This is a genomic window from Proteus cibi, from assembly GCF_003144405.1.
GTDB classification, from domain to species: domain Bacteria; phylum Pseudomonadota; class Gammaproteobacteria; order Enterobacterales; family Enterobacteriaceae; genus Proteus; species Proteus cibi.
The window spans coordinates 141,511-157,172 of sequence record NZ_PENW01000016.1; the positions used below are offsets into that span (position 1 = coordinate 141,511).

The following is a 15,662-nucleotide window of genomic DNA, read 5'->3' on the forward strand; positions in this document are numbered from 1 at the left end:
ACAGTTAATTGCATTTTTAAATGGCAGTTGGAATAGACCGTTTTATTTAAAATAATGGTATCTATAATGTCGCTTGCTGCGTTCTATCTTATGGTTCACAATTATGACAATCAAATAATTGTCATGGATACAATTTCTATGGTTCAGCCTCGTTATAAATCTTTAGTTGACAAATTGGCGCATGAAATACGCACTGGTAAGTTATTGCCAGGTATGCGTTTACCCACTCATCGACATTTGGCAACAGCGCATAAAATGTCTCTTGCAACAGCAAGCCGAGTTTATGCTGAATTAGAAAGTATGGGGTTAGTCATTGGTGAAACGGGAAGGGGAACTTTTGTTCGTGAGTTGTCGCTTCCAGCAAACCATGGAATAGAAAATCCTACGGCAACAGATATGTTGGATCTTAATTTCAATTACCCCTCATTGCCTATTCAAGCTGAATTATTGCGTACCGAGCTAAAAAGATTATCGACATCAGGCGACATTGAATCATTACTTCGCTATCAACCCCATAGTGGCAAACTACACGATAAAAGAGTGATTTCTCAATATCTTAAAAATAAAGAAATCACGGTTGCACCTGAAAATATTATTATTACTAGCGGTGCACAACAAGGCATTGCTATTACATTATTAAGTATTTTAAAACCGGGAGACGTTGTCGCGGTAGATGCATTAAGTTATCCCGGATTTAAATTAGCAGCACTCGCTCATCATTTAGAAATATTACCCATACCCATAACATCTTCAGGAACAGATCTAGATAAACTGGAAGCGCTATGCAAAAAAAGGGCAATACGCGCACTTTATTGTATCCCTACACTTCATAATCCAATGGGGTGGGTATTAACATTAAAACAGCGGCAACGATTAATTACTTTGGCAAGAAAATATCATTTTATGATCATTGAAGACGCGACTTATGCTTTTTTAGTTAAAAAAGCACCACCTTCAATTGTGACTTTGGCGCCAGATATTACCTTTTATATTTCCGGTTTTTCTAAAAATATAGCTTCTGGTTTAAGAGTCGGTTTTATTGTTGCTCCTACAAACACTATTTCATCGTTAGAGCGATCAATGAGAGTGACGACATGGAATACACCTGCACTAATGACTTCCATTGTCTGTCAATGGGTGAAAGAAGGGATTGTTGATAAATTAGAACGTTTATTACGTAAAGATGCACAGCAACGACAAAAAATAGTCAGTGAGATATTTGAAGGACTTTCCTATATTCATCATCCGACTTCCTATTTTTTATGGGTCCCGTTACCTGAAGACGTTAGAGCCGATAAAATCGTTGCTTCATTACATCAATTACAAATATCTGTTGCAACCGCTGAACCTTATGCCACAACAACAAATATTCCTCATGCAATTCGTATTGCACTCGCTTCAATTGATATTGATTTATTGTATGAGGCGCTAATAAAGATCAGAAAAATCATTGAGTATCAAATTGATTTATAATGTTTTTTATTAACACCTAAAGAGCTGTTCTCATTTAGGTGTTATTTACATTTTATCTTAATTCTGAATTGATACTTTTACATTGAAAATCAATGTAATCAGAATATATTGTCATCTCTTCAGTGATCCACGATGTTAAGTAATTTAAAGCATCAGAGGAATAACTATCCCGCCCTTGGTAAATGAAAAGCATCTGTTTCCACCAAGGCCATTGATTATCTAATTGGTAATTAAAAAAGGGGGCATTTAATAAACCATGAGAAGCATTGGGGAATAGGGTGACTGTTTTATTTACATCATTTCCCAATAGTGTTCTATATAAACATGCATTTTTGGGTGCATCAACATTAAGATCTGACTCACCAAACATCGCCAATACTCGTCCATTCATGTGCGGTAAATCTTTAGATGAATCACTTAAATAGTTTTGAATAACAAAATAGAAACGATCATCAGACATATCTCCCTGCGCTGAAATATCATGGCTACCATTAATGCCAAACACTCGATCATTTTGTTGCAATTGTTCAGCTACTCTGCGATTAATTTCATTACTATCAATGTTGTTAGCTTTTAAACGAACTCGGTAATAATATGTGCCTTGATCTCGCCAATTTACAGCGCCACCAATAATAACGGAAAAATCGGGTTTAGATTGTGTCGCTGCAATAGGAATAACCCACCCAGCCTGCGAAAATCCCAAATAACCCACTTTAATATCTGTATGAGTAAATTTCTTTTGAATAACTTGTAAAGCTATTTGTGCTTCATCAGCTCTATCTTGCATAGATTGAAATAACCAATTTCCCTGACTTTCTCCCACACCGGCTTTATCCCATGTATACACACCAATGCCAGCATCCAGCAAGCTATTAATTAACGGTAAATATCCACTATTTGAAAAGCGATCTTGAGCACCATCACCATGAATTAAAATAGCGATTGCTTTTGTATTATTCTGATTAGGTAAAATTAATGTTCCTGATAAAGTGTCTGTTTTAGAAACAAAACTTATTGATGTTATCACTGATTTATTCTCATCCAATTCAAAATCAGACACTCTGCTATTACTTACGATAATCACAAGAATCAGTGCTATCAAGGTGACATAAAACCAAATTGATTTGAAACATTTCTTCATAGTTCGAAATATCCTCGATAACGAATAGACTTGCGAGTCATTTTAACAAGTTGTTTATAACATCATTTATATAATATGCATTAATTAGACTAAGTAGTCTAATTAATTACGAAGATATCATTAAAAATAGCTTAAATAGGAACAGGTAAGATGAGTGACACATTAAGTTAAATTCTTAAAAACATAACACAAGAATACCGTTTTTGTTTCACTTAACTTTTTTGCAAATAACATTAATTGTTAAAAAAAAGAGATATTGAGTTATCATTTTTTAAATTATTTATTAAATAAGTATTTTATACAAAAAAAATATCAGTATAATTACTAATCATTAACACTCTTCATCTTTCTTAGATTATCTTAAATAGAGTGATTTTGTGTTGTCTTCATGTCATTGTTACATAATAAACATTGCTAAAATAATAAAGATTTTAATTTTTTTTATTTTTTAAATTAAAAATTAAAGAGACGGAATAAATATCTTTAGTGATGTTTCAATCAAAAATGGACGGTGTGATGAAAAAACTTATCTTATTAAGTGCAATATCTGGTGGCATATTATTTTGGTCTATACATTTACAAGCAGATAATTTTGACTGTCGAAATGCAGCAACACAAACTGAAATAAATCAATGTGTACACCAGGATTTTCAACAGAAAGATGAAGAGCTTAACCGCATCTACCAACAATATTACGCCAAATTAGACGACATTCGAAAAAATAAGTTAAAACAAGCTCAGTTGGTTTGGATTAATTTTAGAGACCTCTCTTGCCAATATGAAGCTGATTATTATCAAGGTGGTAGTTTAGCGCCAATGGTATATAGCAGTTGTTTAAAAGATAAAACAAAAGAAAGAATTAGCGACCTTAAAAATTACATTGCTCTATATTAAAAATATATTCTTTTTATAATAGTCAATTAAATATAGTGATTATCATGAAAATATTTTATAGATGATGTAAATGTAAATTTTGTATTATTTTGAAACATAAATTTCCTTGACTAATCAGTGTTAAAAAGTAGTCTGGTGCGCAAGTAATAAGCAAGAAAAGAAGTTAATACAATGAATAAGATATTAAAGCTTGGACTAGGATTACTTTTTTTATCGCTACCATTTACTTCAACTTCAGCAGATATTAAACTCGAATATGGAGTAAATCTTATCGATTTTAATGGTGATGGGATACCTGATGTTGTGGTTAAATCTATACGCTCATTAAATGACTCATCGTTTGTCGATATAGTGACTGTTTATATCAAGGGTAGCGACCAAAAGGTATATATTGTTCCATCCATATATGCGAATGCCTTAAGTCTTTACAATAATAAGATAAAAGCTACTGATATCACTATTTCAGATTTTAAGTTTATTGAAATTAAAGATCGAATTGTGTTGTTAAGTGCTGAAAAAATAGGAAATAATTTACAAAAACCTACTCCTGTTCGTTTTTCTAATTATGAAATCTTAGAAAAGAAAAAAGGGGATGAAATTCAGTTCAAATGGCAATTTAATACTTACTGTGTCACTGAATTATCTTATCTTAGCGTTGAAGATGCATATTCTGATGCCTGTATAAATAAACTTATTAATGAATAAACCTACAAGTTCTTAATAAACTCATCACATTATGATGTATTTCATTTTTTTCTTATAAAACAATAAATTGTGATAATATAAAGAATATTCCTTTCTTTATATGCATTGAGTACTTGTATCATTTCTTGTTCCTTGTTATTAATCTATTGTTAGGATATTTCTTAATCAAAATGATATTACTGGTGCTGTTTTTATCGAGGTCTGTCTAAGAGGGAGATATGAAGGAGATTATTACAGGTTTACTTCTAGCCTCAATATCACTATTTACTGTATCTTGTTCGCAAGAAGATACACATAAAGTAAAAGTGGCAATTAATACAGGACCTGATCAAGTGATTTGGGATGAAGTTATTCGTTTGGCAAAATTAACAGAAGGGCTAGAGGTTGAGGTTATCGCTTTTAATGATTACGAGCTTCCTAATAAGGCATTGAACAATAAGGATGTTGATGCGAATGCGTTTCAATCAATTCCTTATCTTCAAACACAGATGAAAGAATATAATTATAAATTTCATATCGCGAGTAAAACATACATTTTTCCTTTAGCCGCATACTCTAAAAAAATTAGCGATATAAACGAATTAGAATTAGGATCTCTTGTTGCGATTTCAAATGAAGCCAGTATGAGAGGGCGAGCACTTCTGTTACTCGCTGAAAATCATCTTATTACTCTCAATGAAAATGTGGGTTTTACTCCAACAATAGATGACATTATCTATAACCCTAAAGAGATTACTTTTATTGAAGTTGATACACCAAAGCTCACAGAAGCATTAAATGATCCATCGGTGACAATGGCGATTATTAACAATAATTTTTCGTCTCAGGTTGGGTTAATTGCAACTCGCGATGGATTAATTCTAGAAAATAAAAACTCTCCTTATGCCAATGTTATCGTCACCCGCGAAGATAATAAAGATGATGAAAATATTAAGAAACTGATTTCAGTGCTTCACTCCAGGCAAATAGAGTTAAAATTTAAAGAAATGTATAAAGGTGATGCTGTAAGAGCTTGGTAACCCCTTAACTTAAAGGTAAAAAGAGGTTCTCATTCTTTTTATCTTTAAGTTTATCCTACTTTTTAGCTTCTTTTTAACCAGAATAATCAACTGTTATTCAGTCAAATTACATCAATTAAATATCACCCAATAAATATAATATTTTATTTAAAGTTATCTTTAGCTTCGAACTCGTTATGTTTATATAACTACTGGTTTTTATTCTATATAAAACATTCTAACAACATGAATTTTTTTCAGTATGATAAAGATCCTTCATTAAACATAAGAAATAAAAAAATGACTGACTCTCAACTGAAAAAACAATATATCGGCGAACATAAACTATCACCAGAAACACTAATGATGAGTTATGGCTATGATCCATTACTCTCTGAAGGCTCAGTTAAACCACCTGTATTTTTAACATCCACCTTTATTTTTAAAAGTGCTGAAGAGGGTAAAGCCTTTTTTGATACTGTAAGTGGTAGAAAACCTTTACCTGAAGGTGAAAAAGCAGGTTTAGTTTATTCTCGCTTTAATCAACCTAATAGTGAAATTGTTGAAGACAGATTAGCGGTTTATGAAAATACACAATCTTGTGTATTATTTTCATCAGGAATGTCTGCGATCACCACAACATTAATGGCATTAACGCAACCTGGCGATGTCATTTTACACTCACAGCCACTTTATGGTGGAACGGAGACATTAATTGCCAAAACACTTGCTAAATTTGGTATTCAAGCAACCCCATTTACTGATGGATTAAATCGTTCACTTATTCAAGAACAAGCCGATAAAGCCAGTCAAAAGGGGCGTGTATCCGTTATTTTTGCAGAAACTCCTGCAAACCCGACTAACTCATTAGTTGATATTGAAGCATTAAAAAATGTTGCTGACCAATTAGAAAAAACGCAAGGCTATCGTCCTATTATTGTTTGTGATAACACATTACTTGGCCCTGTATATCAACATCCTATAGAACAAGGTGCTGATATCTCTGTCTATTCTTTAACTAAATATGTTGGTGGACACTCAGATTTAGTTGCAGGTGCCGCAATGGGCTCACGGGAACTTATTAATCAAATCAGATTACTAAGAGGAGCTATAGGGACACAACTGGACCCACATTCTTGCTGGATGTTAGGTCGTTCTTTAGAAACGTTACAAATTAGAATGGAAAAAGCCAATCAGAATGCGTTATTAGTTGCAGAATTTCTGCGTGATCATGAAAAAGTAAAAGCAATTCACTATTTACCTTTTGCGGATAAAAATTCGATTGAAGCTCAGGTGTTTGCCAAACAATGCACTGGTGCGGGATCAACTTTCTCATTTGATATTGTTGGTGGAGAAAGTGAAGCTTTCCGTTTTCTTAATGCAATGAAAATTTTTAAACTGGCAGTAAGTCTAGGGGGAACGGAATCTTTAGCCTGCCATCCTGGATCAACCACACATTCGGGTGTACCAATGGCATTACGACATAGCATTGGCATTCAAGATACCACCATTCGTTTATCTATTGGAATAGAAAACCCACAAGATTTAATTGCTGATTTATCCCAAGCATTAGCAAATACTTAATTAAATTATCCAATTAATATTAAAAAACACCAGATAATGTGAATTTCACAATCTGGTGTTTTGTTTTAATCGGTCTGTTTTTGGATTTCAATCCATTCATCTTTAGTTAGGCGGCAAATATTTTCAACTTTCACTTCATCTAAAAATTCCACGTATTGTTCTTCAATAACATGATGGAATTTAAATCCACATTTTTCTTGTGCTTTTTGTGACTTCTCATTATCAGCGAAATAGCCACACCATAAATTATCTAATTCCAATGTTTCAAAGCTATGTCGACAGATTTCTTTTACAGCTTCTGGTATTAAACCTTTGCCCCAAAATGGCACACCAATCCAATAAGAAACTTCAGCATCATTATCTCCAATAGGAAAATTACTCTCATTTGCGAAAGATAATCCAACCAAACCGATAGCGAAATCATTATCAATTAACGTAACGGCATAAACTTCGTTACGCATAAATATAGAGCGAATAATTTCGGCACTTTCTTCAACACTTTTATGTACTGGCCAACCTGCAATTGGACCAATGCGTTCATCTTTTGCGTATTGATACAAACTTGACGCATCAGTAAGTTTCCATGGGCGAAGTATAAGCCTCTCTGTTTTTAATGTTTTCATTTCAATAAGTTCTCTTAATTTTTAAGTGTTTTGCAATTTATCTTACGTCTTTAAGATGTGAGTATTCTAAAGAGAACAACTAAAAAACCGAATGTCATAAAACAGGTAAAATCGGTACTTTTGACAACTAAATGAGAATGGATACTTGTTATTAAATTCAATATCGTCAAAGATAAAAACAGCAAATGGGCTAGGTAAGCATTAAAAGAGGTTAATTGATTTATGTTGAGTCAAGTTCTGTCACGACTTAATGCGTCATCGCAACATGCCATAATAGGTGAAAGTAATATGACAAATGAAATTGGTTATCCTCTACCTTTATCCTATATTGTGATTATGATTTGTTTAGAAGGTAGGGCAATAGCCAATATTGGTTTTCAAAAACAGGTGATCAAAGCGAATGATATTCTTATTTTAGGCGATGATATGATGACTGTTTTGAATCAAAAGTCAGCAAACTTTCGCTTGTTTTATTGCTTTCTTGATAAATCTTTTGCCTCAGAAATTGCTTATTCTCTTTCTAATACTTTATTTTCATTTCTCCATGAAAACCCTGTTTGCCACCCACAAAAAGAGCAATATGAAGACTTAAATAGATGGACTCAACAGCTAATACATATAGATGACAGTTATTCTGAACACAGAAAATTAATGTTAAAAAACCACTTACAAAATCTTTTTTTTGCGATTACTGAATCAATACCGCCTCATTTCTCTATCGCCAAAAAAGAATTTAGTCGTAAAGAAAAGCTTTGCTGGCAGTTTTGGGAATTGATCGGAAAATATTGTTTAGAGCATAGAGAGGTGGCTTTTTATGCAAATCAGCTTAACATTACACCGTTTTATTTATCACAAATAACAAAGCAATTCTTTAATGATGCGCCTAAGACCTTGATTAATCGTCAGGTTACTCTTGAAATAAAAACATTATTAATGCACACTTCGCTTTCGGTAAATGAGTTATCAATGAAGCTTCATTTTGATGATCCCTCATATTTATGCCGATATTTTAAAAGAGAAACAGGTAACTCTTTATCGGGTTACCGTAAACAACATCAACGACAATAAGGCAGATGATATTGTACTTATTGTTTTACCTTTAACTAAAGGAGGGAATTATTTTGAAAAAATATCACTATGCAGACCGAGGGAAAATATTTTCTTAAGGTTAATAATTTTATTATTTATTAAGAATTTACTATGATTTACTTTACTTCTGATACACATTTTTGCCATTCAAATATCCTCAATCTTTGTGATCGTCCATTCAACAGTGTTAGCCATATGAATGATTCTTTAATTCATAATTGGAACGCTTACGTTTCTGATAATGACGAAATCTACATTTTAGGTGATTTTCTTTATCGCGGAACAGGGCGAGATGCCAATCAAATCTTGCGCCGATTAAAAGGTAAAAAATACCTTATTCGTGGAAATCACGACAAGTTTCTAGACGATCCGGAATTTGATGCATCGGCATTTGAATGGGTAAAAGATTATTTTGAGTTGGATTATAAAAAAAGAAAAATTGTGATGTTTCATTATCCTATATTGGAATGGGCTGGTTTTTTCCGTGATTCAATTCATTTATATGGTCATGTTCACAACTCACAAAAAGATCCGACTCAACGTAAGCGTTTAGATGTTTTAGGAAAAAATGCCATTAACGTGGGTGTTGATGTTAACGATTTTTTCCCTATTAGCATTGAAACAATCATAAGAAGAGCGTCAAAATAGTTAAATTGAGCCATATTTAGCTTATATAGCGCAATCTTGAAAAGGAAAAGTAGAGACTGATAAGTTATCCGTTTTCTACGATGACTCATAAAAAAAGACACCAAGGTGTCTTTTTAGTCTGCACATTTAAACAAAGCTAAAGTGTAATCGTTCTTTTTTTACTGGCGTTCATGCCTTGGATCATACAAAACCAAGCTAATGCAGAAACCGCCATTAAAATAGCAAATAAAGAAACCGGAGGGTACGACGTTAAAATAAAGCCACTGGCTAATGGGTTTAATGCCGCGCCTAACCAACCTAGCGATTGTGCAGAGAAATAACTTGCTTTCATTCCTAACGGCGCAATGTTATCAATCATCATATACTCACCAGGCGCATAAATAAGTTCACCGAAAGTAAAAACAGCAATGGCGAGTGCCCAAAATATTAGGTTATCGCCTGCAAATATAAAACCTAATAATCCCAACATAAAAAATAGTGTGCCCAGTGTCATTAATTTGCGTAGTCGTTCGGCTGTAACATGCTTACCGACAATATATTGTAAAGAGACCACAATCGCAGCATTTACAGGCAATACAACAGCAATAACGGACTCAGCTAATTTAGCATCGTAAACCACTAAGATATATTGTGAAATACATGATGCAAAAGAACCAAATGTCAATGTACCGAAAAACGTTGAAAGCACAAACCAGCTTAATGCTCTGTCTTTTAACATTATTTTCGGTTCCCATTTCACACTGTTTTCTTCATTAGTATTCATGACATGAGAACGCTGAACAAATAACTGGATCATAAACAGTGGAACACTGGCAGAAATAGCCGCAAGCCAAAATGGTAATTGTGTTCCATACATTAATAATAAGGTGCCAATGGGGGGGCCAACTGTCCACCCCATATTAATAAAGGTATAGTTTAGAGAGAATATTTTCGGCTTTGCTGAAATAGAGAGAGTTTCAGAAAAGTAAGCTTTTAATACCGTTGAAAAAACCAGATATGAACAGTTTATCACCGAGAAAAAAATAACCACTAAAATTGTGCTATGGACTAAGGGTATCGCCACAAATCCAAAAATAAACGTCATAATAGATAGGATCATATAACGTTTTTTCTCAAACTTATCAGCAAGCATCCCAAATCCCAAGCTGAAGAAAATACCTGTTGTTAATGCAATAGACATGGCAATGCCAATATCATCAACAGGCAGTTGATACTCCCGTGATAAATAGATCGCCATAAACGGTAATGTTGCACCTCTTCCTATTGTAAGAAGAAGTGATGAAAATAACAGTGCGGTTGTTGAGCGTGTTTTTTTTGAGAGCATAGTATCTTTATTTTAGTTATTTGTATTTGAAGAAATATTTTATAGCTTATGTCAGTTTTACGGGTGAAAAAAGAACTGACTCGCACTGTATATTAATACATGACTTCGTTAATACTGTATAGATTAAAGTCAGAGGAAAAGCTCTTTTTGATCTTGTCTTTTTTCTTGCTGATCTTGTAGTAATGTTTAATTATCCCATTTTTGATAATAGTGTTTATCGAATTCCTCTCTATTCCCACTGTGTTATTTTTTCTAAACTGAGTCAATTACTGTTTTATTTACTGCATTTAATCTGAGGTCGTTATGTCTTTTATTCATCTTGAATTTGAAAAACCTATTGTGGAATTAGACGAAAAAATAGATGCTCTACTTGCCTTTAAACAATCTCAAGATGAAGCTACAGGTATTAATTTAGATGAAGAGATCGCACGTTTAAGGCAAAAAAGCCTTTCACTGACTAAATCTATTTTTACTGATTTAGGTGCATGGGAAATTGTGCAACTCGCACGTCATCCCATGCGCCCATATACCCTTGACTATATTAAAGCGGTTTTTACTGATTTTCAGGAGTTGGCAGGTGATAGAGCTTACGCCGATGATAAAGCGATTGTGGCGGGTTTAGCGCGTTTAGACAAAATGCCCGTCATGGTAATTGGGCAACAAAAAGGGCGTGATACAAAGGAAAAAATCTTTCGCAATTTTGGTATGCCATCACCAGAAGGTTATCGTAAAGCATTACGTCTAATGAAAATGGCTGAGCGCTTTCACCTGCCTGTTATTATTTTTATTGATTCAGCGGGTGCTTATCCAGGCGTTGGTGCTGAAGAACGAGGACAAGCAGAAGCTATCGCGCGTAATATTCTTGAAATGTCACGATTGAAAACACCTATTATTTGCACGATTACTGGTGAGGGATTTTCTGGAGGTGCGCTAGCGATTGGTGTTGGTGATAAAGTTAATATGTTGCAATACAGTACTTATGCGGCAATTTCACCAGAAGGGTGTGCTTCTATTTTATGGAAAAACTCTGATAAAGCGCCAATTGCGGCAGAAACCATGGGAATGACAGCACCTAAATTACAATCATTAGGGATTATTGACGCCATTATTCCAGAGCCATTAGGTGGCGCTCATCGTGATCATCAACAGGCAGCAGAATTTCTTAAACAACAATTATTAACTGACTTAGCCTTATTAAAAAGCTATTCAACTGAAGAACTCTTAGATAAACGTTATCAAAAACTCATGTCTCACGGTTACTGTTAATTATTAACGAGTGAAAAGAAAATGAATGATACACTGCCTATATTAAGCAATAGAATTACAGTAGGCAGTGAATTATTTATGCAAATCGATCTTAATTTATTACGTATTTTTTCTGCCGTAGCAGAGCAAGGGCAATTTGTAGCCGCTGCTCGGCAATTATCTATGCCTACCTCAAATATCAGTCGAGCAATTAAACAATTGGAACAGCAACTCAATTGTAAGCTTATTGATAGAACAACTCGAAAAATGCGCCTTACTGAACAAGGTAAAATGCTCTATCAGCAAGGAATGAAAACCTTAACTGAATTAGATACAGTTGTAAGCAATATCACCAGTGATGGACCATTAACGGGCACTTTCCGTTTAACTATTCCAAGTGAATATGGCAGTGAATTACTTGGTGATATTTTAGCTGATTTTGCTGCACTTCATCCTAATTTACTTATTCAATGTGATACCCAATTAATGCCAAGAAATATCATCGATGATGATATTGATTTGCTATTAACTTTTCATCGTGGAAATTTAGCGGATAGTAGCTATCACTCGCGTTTGATTAAATCTTGGCGAAGTATTGTTGTCGCATCTAATGATTTATTAGAAAAAACAGGGATACCTACACATATTGAACAATTAAGCAAAATGCCTTGTATTTCAAGCTTAAGCGCACTAGAAGGGCAACCTTGGATATTTATGGATGAAGATAAAAAACCAATCAGAGTTACCATTAATAGTAATTATCGAGTAAACAGCGCCATATTAGCAAAATCAGCTGTATTAAAAGGATTGGGATTTGCTATTTTAGCTGAGCACTGCTGTCTTGATATGATTAAAGAGGGGAAGTTACGAGCTATTGAATTTCCTCAACAACCCGCAACGATTAATTTAGTGGCAATATATGCAACTCGTAGCACACTTTCACGTAATATTGAGTCTTTCCTTGAATTTCTAACTCAACGTTTATAAATGTTAATCTGTGATTTGTTGAGTAAGTGCCTTATGTTTTGCTTTAACAGGAAAGAGCACAATAAATAAAGTCACAAAACATGAGATCCCCGCAGTCGCAATTGCATAAGCAAATCCTGAATTAAACGCCTCTGGTAACAAAGTAACAAAATCTTTGTCTAAACTATTTGTCGTATTTTCAGTCACTAAACCAACAATATCGATATAATTTACAGATATTCCCAATGCCTGACTTTGGATCACCATATAATGAATAGCTTGTTGCACCATCAATGTCCCTAATAAAGCAATTCCCATTGTCATGCCGGTTTGTCTTAATGCATTCATCGTTGCAGACGCCATACCAGAACGAGATGGTGGCACACTTTTCATCACTAAAGCACCTATTGCAGGTGTTGATAATCCCATTCCAGCACCTAATACAAACAGATAGCTTCCTGTTATTCCATAGTGGCTATTTGTTGCTAATGTCGCTAATAGACAAGAAGAAATAGCGATAAATAAGAAACCATAGATCATAAGCTTTCTGACTGAAAAATAAGAAGAGAGTCGTCCAAAAGACATAGAAAACAGCGCCATTGCAATAAATTCTGGTGCCATTCTCCATCCCGTTTCTAATGCACTCCAGCCTTGTGCTTTTTGCAAAAAGAAAGCAATAAAAAAGACATTACTGTATGTAGCAAAACCCAAGGTAAAAGAAGAAAGATTATATTGAAAGAACGTGCGATCTTTAAATAAAGTCAATGGTAGTAAAGGACGTTGAACGCGTTTTTCTATCATTAAAAAAAGGACAAGAAATATAATTCCCGCAATCAGTGTTGATACCGTTCTATAATGTGACCACCCCACAGAGCCAGCTTCAATTAAACCATAAGTCAGTGATCCTAATCCCAACATACTGGTTAATTGACCCAAAGGATCTAAAGCAACATTTTCAGGATCAGCACTCTCACTTAATCCATACCAACCTAATAAAACGGTAAGAATGCCAATAGGAATATTAATAAGAAATATACTCGCCCAACCGCTCGCATGAACTAAAACACCACCTAAAATAGGACCAATGATGAGTGATAATGCACTAACAGAAGACCATATTCCTATGATGCGAACCCGTTCAATATCAATAGGAAAAGCATGAGTGATTAAAGACAGTGCCCCCGGAATAAGTGCAGCCGCAGCAATACCTTGAATAATACGTCCAAGAATTAATATTTCATGTTGCTGTGCAATTGCACAAATTACTGAGCCTAACGTGAAGATAATTACGCCCCATAGCCACACTTTTTTTCGTCCAAAGCGATCACTTAAAGGGCCGGATGACAAAATACAAGCTGATAGACAAAGTGCATAAGCATCAACAATCCACTGCAAGGTTGCCATGTCAGCATGTATATCATTTTGAATAGTCGGTAGAGCCACATTTACGATACTAATATCGAGCGTTGCCATAAAAGTACCTAAACAAATGGCACAGATAAGTGACGGTCGTTTTAAAGAAGTCATAAGCTTTATTGCCTTAATGATGAATAATAATAGCATCATAGTATTCGACTGACCGTCGGTCAATTGATATTGGTAATGAGTTTCATTTGTCATCATTGTGAGTCGCTTTAATATAGAGTACGCTTTACAAGCGCCTTTGAGGGAGATAAGTAATGTCATTAGAAGAACAAACAACAGATAAACCGAGAACAAAACCCGCCGAGGTTCGTTTAGAAGAGTTAATGAATGCGGCAGAAACGTTATTTCTTGATAAAGGTTTTGATGTCACAACCGTTAGCGATATCGTAAAAAAAGCAGGGGTAGCCAAAGGAACGTATTACCACTATTTTTCTGCCAAAACAGACGTTCTTGATGCACTCAGAACACGTTATATGGATTGGTATTTAAATAAAATAGATAACGCAATGGACGCTTGCTCACAACAAGATCATCGTGAAAAATTAAAACAATGGTGTGAAATTAGCGTTATTGCTTATGTTGAGAAACAAGCATTACACGATATGCTTTTTCATCAAGTATTTCATCAAAGCAGTAATATTCATGAAAATAGGGCATTACAGCAAATTAAAACACTGTTAATTTCGGGTACGGAAAATAAAACTTGGTACGTAACACAACCGGAATTAACCAGTACATTAATTTATCATGGTATGCATGCAGCTGTTGATAATTTAGACCATAGCAAAGAATATACCGCAAAAACATTAGGTAATATGTTATATCAGCAATTTACTCAATTGCTAAAATAAATGAAATCTTATCGTGACAGTGTCACGACATGAGGTTTTGACAAGAGAAAAGGGTAAAATTACCCTTTTTATTTATTCTGTCGAATTACGTAGACTGTTTAATAAAGTATCTAATGTTGATTTAGCCTGCTCTAGTTGAGTTTTACCATCAAGACTATTGGCTATCCATAAAGCAGTCGCTTCTAAACTACCATAAATAAATAGAGCCAACATTTTTGAGTCGGTTTTGATAAGTATTTTATTTTCGATAAGTTTATCAATCATATTGCTCATTGATATTACACAATGAGTGGGGAGTTCCGTCAATTTATCACTTAATACGGCACGTGAATCTCGCATAATAATACGTTGAATTTCAGGCTCTAAAGCCATTTCTAAATAGGTATGACAACGCATTGAGAATGCCAACCAAGGATCATCAATAATATCGGAAATAGCCTGCAAACGCGCATCCATCTCTGCATCTATTTGTGCAACAACAGCAGATAACAATCCTTTTTTATCACCAAAATGGTGATATAACGCCCCCCGAGTTAATCCTGCTTGCGCCGTTAAGTCATCCATTGATGCTTCTGCATAACCTTGTTCACAAAAGACTTTTCTCGCTGTTTGTAGCAATAATAGTCGTGTTTCTTCCATTTCAGCACGCGTACGTCTAGCCATTTTATCTCCTTTTTCAAATATACATACGTGTTG

Annotated in this window: 15 protein-coding genes; 10 read left to right on the top strand and 5 right to left on the bottom strand. The window is 34.4% G+C overall.

Annotated elements, in window-relative coordinates:
* The first annotated feature begins 138 nt into the window (after window positions 1–138).
* A complete protein-coding gene (locus DK865_RS09650; protein ID WP_109391818.1) occupies window positions 139–1,473 on the top strand; it encodes an aminotransferase-like domain-containing protein in 1,335 nt (444 codons plus the stop codon).
* 52 nt (window positions 1,474–1,525) lie between these two features.
* On the opposite strand, the gene DK865_RS09655 is transcribed toward DK865_RS09650, so the two are convergent.
* On the bottom strand, window positions 1,526–2,614 hold the full coding sequence (locus DK865_RS09655; protein WP_109391779.1) for an alpha/beta hydrolase family protein: 1,089 nt from the start codon (window positions 2,612–2,614) through the stop codon (window positions 1,526–1,528).
* Window positions 2,615–3,130: 516 nt separating this feature from the next.
* Here DK865_RS09655 and DK865_RS09660 point away from each other — a divergent pair.
* The 4 genes from DK865_RS09660 (at window position 3,131) to DK865_RS09675 (ending at window position 6,795) form a co-directional block, all read left to right on the top strand.
* Window positions 3,131–3,508, top strand: a complete 378-nt coding sequence (locus tag DK865_RS09660) for a lysozyme inhibitor LprI family protein (protein WP_228407753.1) — start codon at window positions 3,131–3,133, stop codon at window positions 3,506–3,508.
* Between the two features lie 171 nt (window positions 3,509–3,679).
* Window positions 3,680–4,213, top strand: coding sequence for a carbapenem self-resistance protein CarG family protein (locus tag DK865_RS09665; RefSeq protein WP_023582192.1), 534 nt, complete (start codon window positions 3,680–3,682; stop codon window positions 4,211–4,213).
* 218 nt (window positions 4,214–4,431) lie between these two features.
* A complete protein-coding gene (locus tag DK865_RS09670; protein WP_023582193.1) occupies window positions 4,432–5,232 on the top strand; it encodes a MetQ/NlpA family lipoprotein in 801 nt (266 codons plus the stop codon).
* Window positions 5,233–5,511: 279 nt separating this feature from the next.
* Window positions 5,512–6,795, top strand: coding sequence for a cystathionine gamma-synthase family protein (locus DK865_RS09675; RefSeq protein WP_036913070.1), 1,284 nt, complete (start codon window positions 5,512–5,514; stop codon window positions 6,793–6,795).
* A 65-nt stretch (window positions 6,796–6,860) separates the two neighbouring features.
* Here DK865_RS09675 and DK865_RS09680 read toward each other — a convergent pair whose 3' ends face one another.
* Window positions 6,861–7,418: a GNAT family N-acetyltransferase gene (locus DK865_RS09680; protein WP_109391780.1), complete on the bottom strand. Its 558-nt coding sequence runs from the start codon at window positions 7,416–7,418 to the stop codon at window positions 6,861–6,863.
* A gap of 288 nt (window positions 7,419–7,706) precedes the next feature.
* Here DK865_RS09680 and DK865_RS09685 point away from each other — a divergent pair, with 288 nt between their 5' ends.
* Together DK865_RS09685 and DK865_RS09690 are read left to right on the top strand one after the other, a co-directional pair.
* Window positions 7,707–8,486 carry a helix-turn-helix domain-containing protein gene (locus tag DK865_RS09685; RefSeq protein ID WP_228407754.1) on the top strand — a complete coding sequence of 260 codons (780 nt, stop codon included), beginning with the start codon at window positions 7,707–7,709 and terminating at the stop codon, window positions 8,484–8,486.
* Window positions 8,487–8,618: 132 nt separating this feature from the next.
* Window positions 8,619–9,155, top strand: coding sequence for a metallophosphoesterase (locus tag DK865_RS09690; RefSeq protein WP_036913072.1), 537 nt, complete (start codon window positions 8,619–8,621; stop codon window positions 9,153–9,155).
* Window positions 9,156–9,291: 136 nt separating this feature from the next.
* Here the strand turns inward: DK865_RS09690 and ydeE are convergent, their stop codons facing one another.
* The gene (ydeE, locus tag DK865_RS09695) at window positions 9,292–10,479 is read right to left on the bottom strand and encodes an efflux MFS transporter YdeE (RefSeq protein WP_023582198.1); all 1,188 of its coding nucleotides are present in this window, start codon (window positions 10,477–10,479) and stop codon (window positions 9,292–9,294) included.
* Between the two features lie 303 nt (window positions 10,480–10,782).
* Between ydeE and accA the strand changes: the two genes are divergently transcribed.
* Complete coding sequence (gene accA, locus DK865_RS09700; RefSeq protein WP_023582199.1) at window positions 10,783–11,745, top strand: acetyl-CoA carboxylase carboxyl transferase subunit alpha; 963 nt, start codon at window positions 10,783–10,785, stop codon at window positions 11,743–11,745.
* Window positions 11,746–11,823: 78 nt separating this feature from the next.
* On the top strand, window positions 11,824–12,711 hold the full coding sequence (locus DK865_RS09705; RefSeq protein ID WP_109391820.1) for a LysR family transcriptional regulator: 888 nt from the start codon (window positions 11,824–11,826) through the stop codon (window positions 12,709–12,711).
* A gap of 3 nt (window positions 12,712–12,714) precedes the next feature.
* Here the strand turns inward: DK865_RS09705 and DK865_RS09710 are convergent, their stop codons facing one another.
* Window positions 12,715–14,217 carry an MFS transporter gene (locus tag DK865_RS09710; RefSeq protein ID WP_109391821.1) on the bottom strand — a complete coding sequence of 501 codons (1,503 nt, stop codon included), beginning with the start codon at window positions 14,215–14,217 and terminating at the stop codon, window positions 12,715–12,717.
* Window positions 14,218–14,369: 152 nt separating this feature from the next.
* Here DK865_RS09710 and DK865_RS09715 point away from each other — a divergent pair, with 152 nt between their 5' ends.
* On the top strand, window positions 14,370–14,966 hold the full coding sequence (locus DK865_RS09715; RefSeq protein WP_109391782.1) for a TetR/AcrR family transcriptional regulator: 597 nt from the start codon (window positions 14,370–14,372) through the stop codon (window positions 14,964–14,966).
* A 72-nt stretch (window positions 14,967–15,038) separates the two neighbouring features.
* Here DK865_RS09715 and DK865_RS09720 read toward each other — a convergent pair whose 3' ends face one another.
* Window positions 15,039–15,629 (bottom strand): TetR/AcrR family transcriptional regulator, encoded by a 591-nt coding sequence (locus tag DK865_RS09720; RefSeq protein ID WP_109391783.1) that lies wholly within the window; start codon window positions 15,627–15,629, stop codon window positions 15,039–15,041.
* Window positions 15,630–15,662 lie beyond the last annotated feature (33 nt).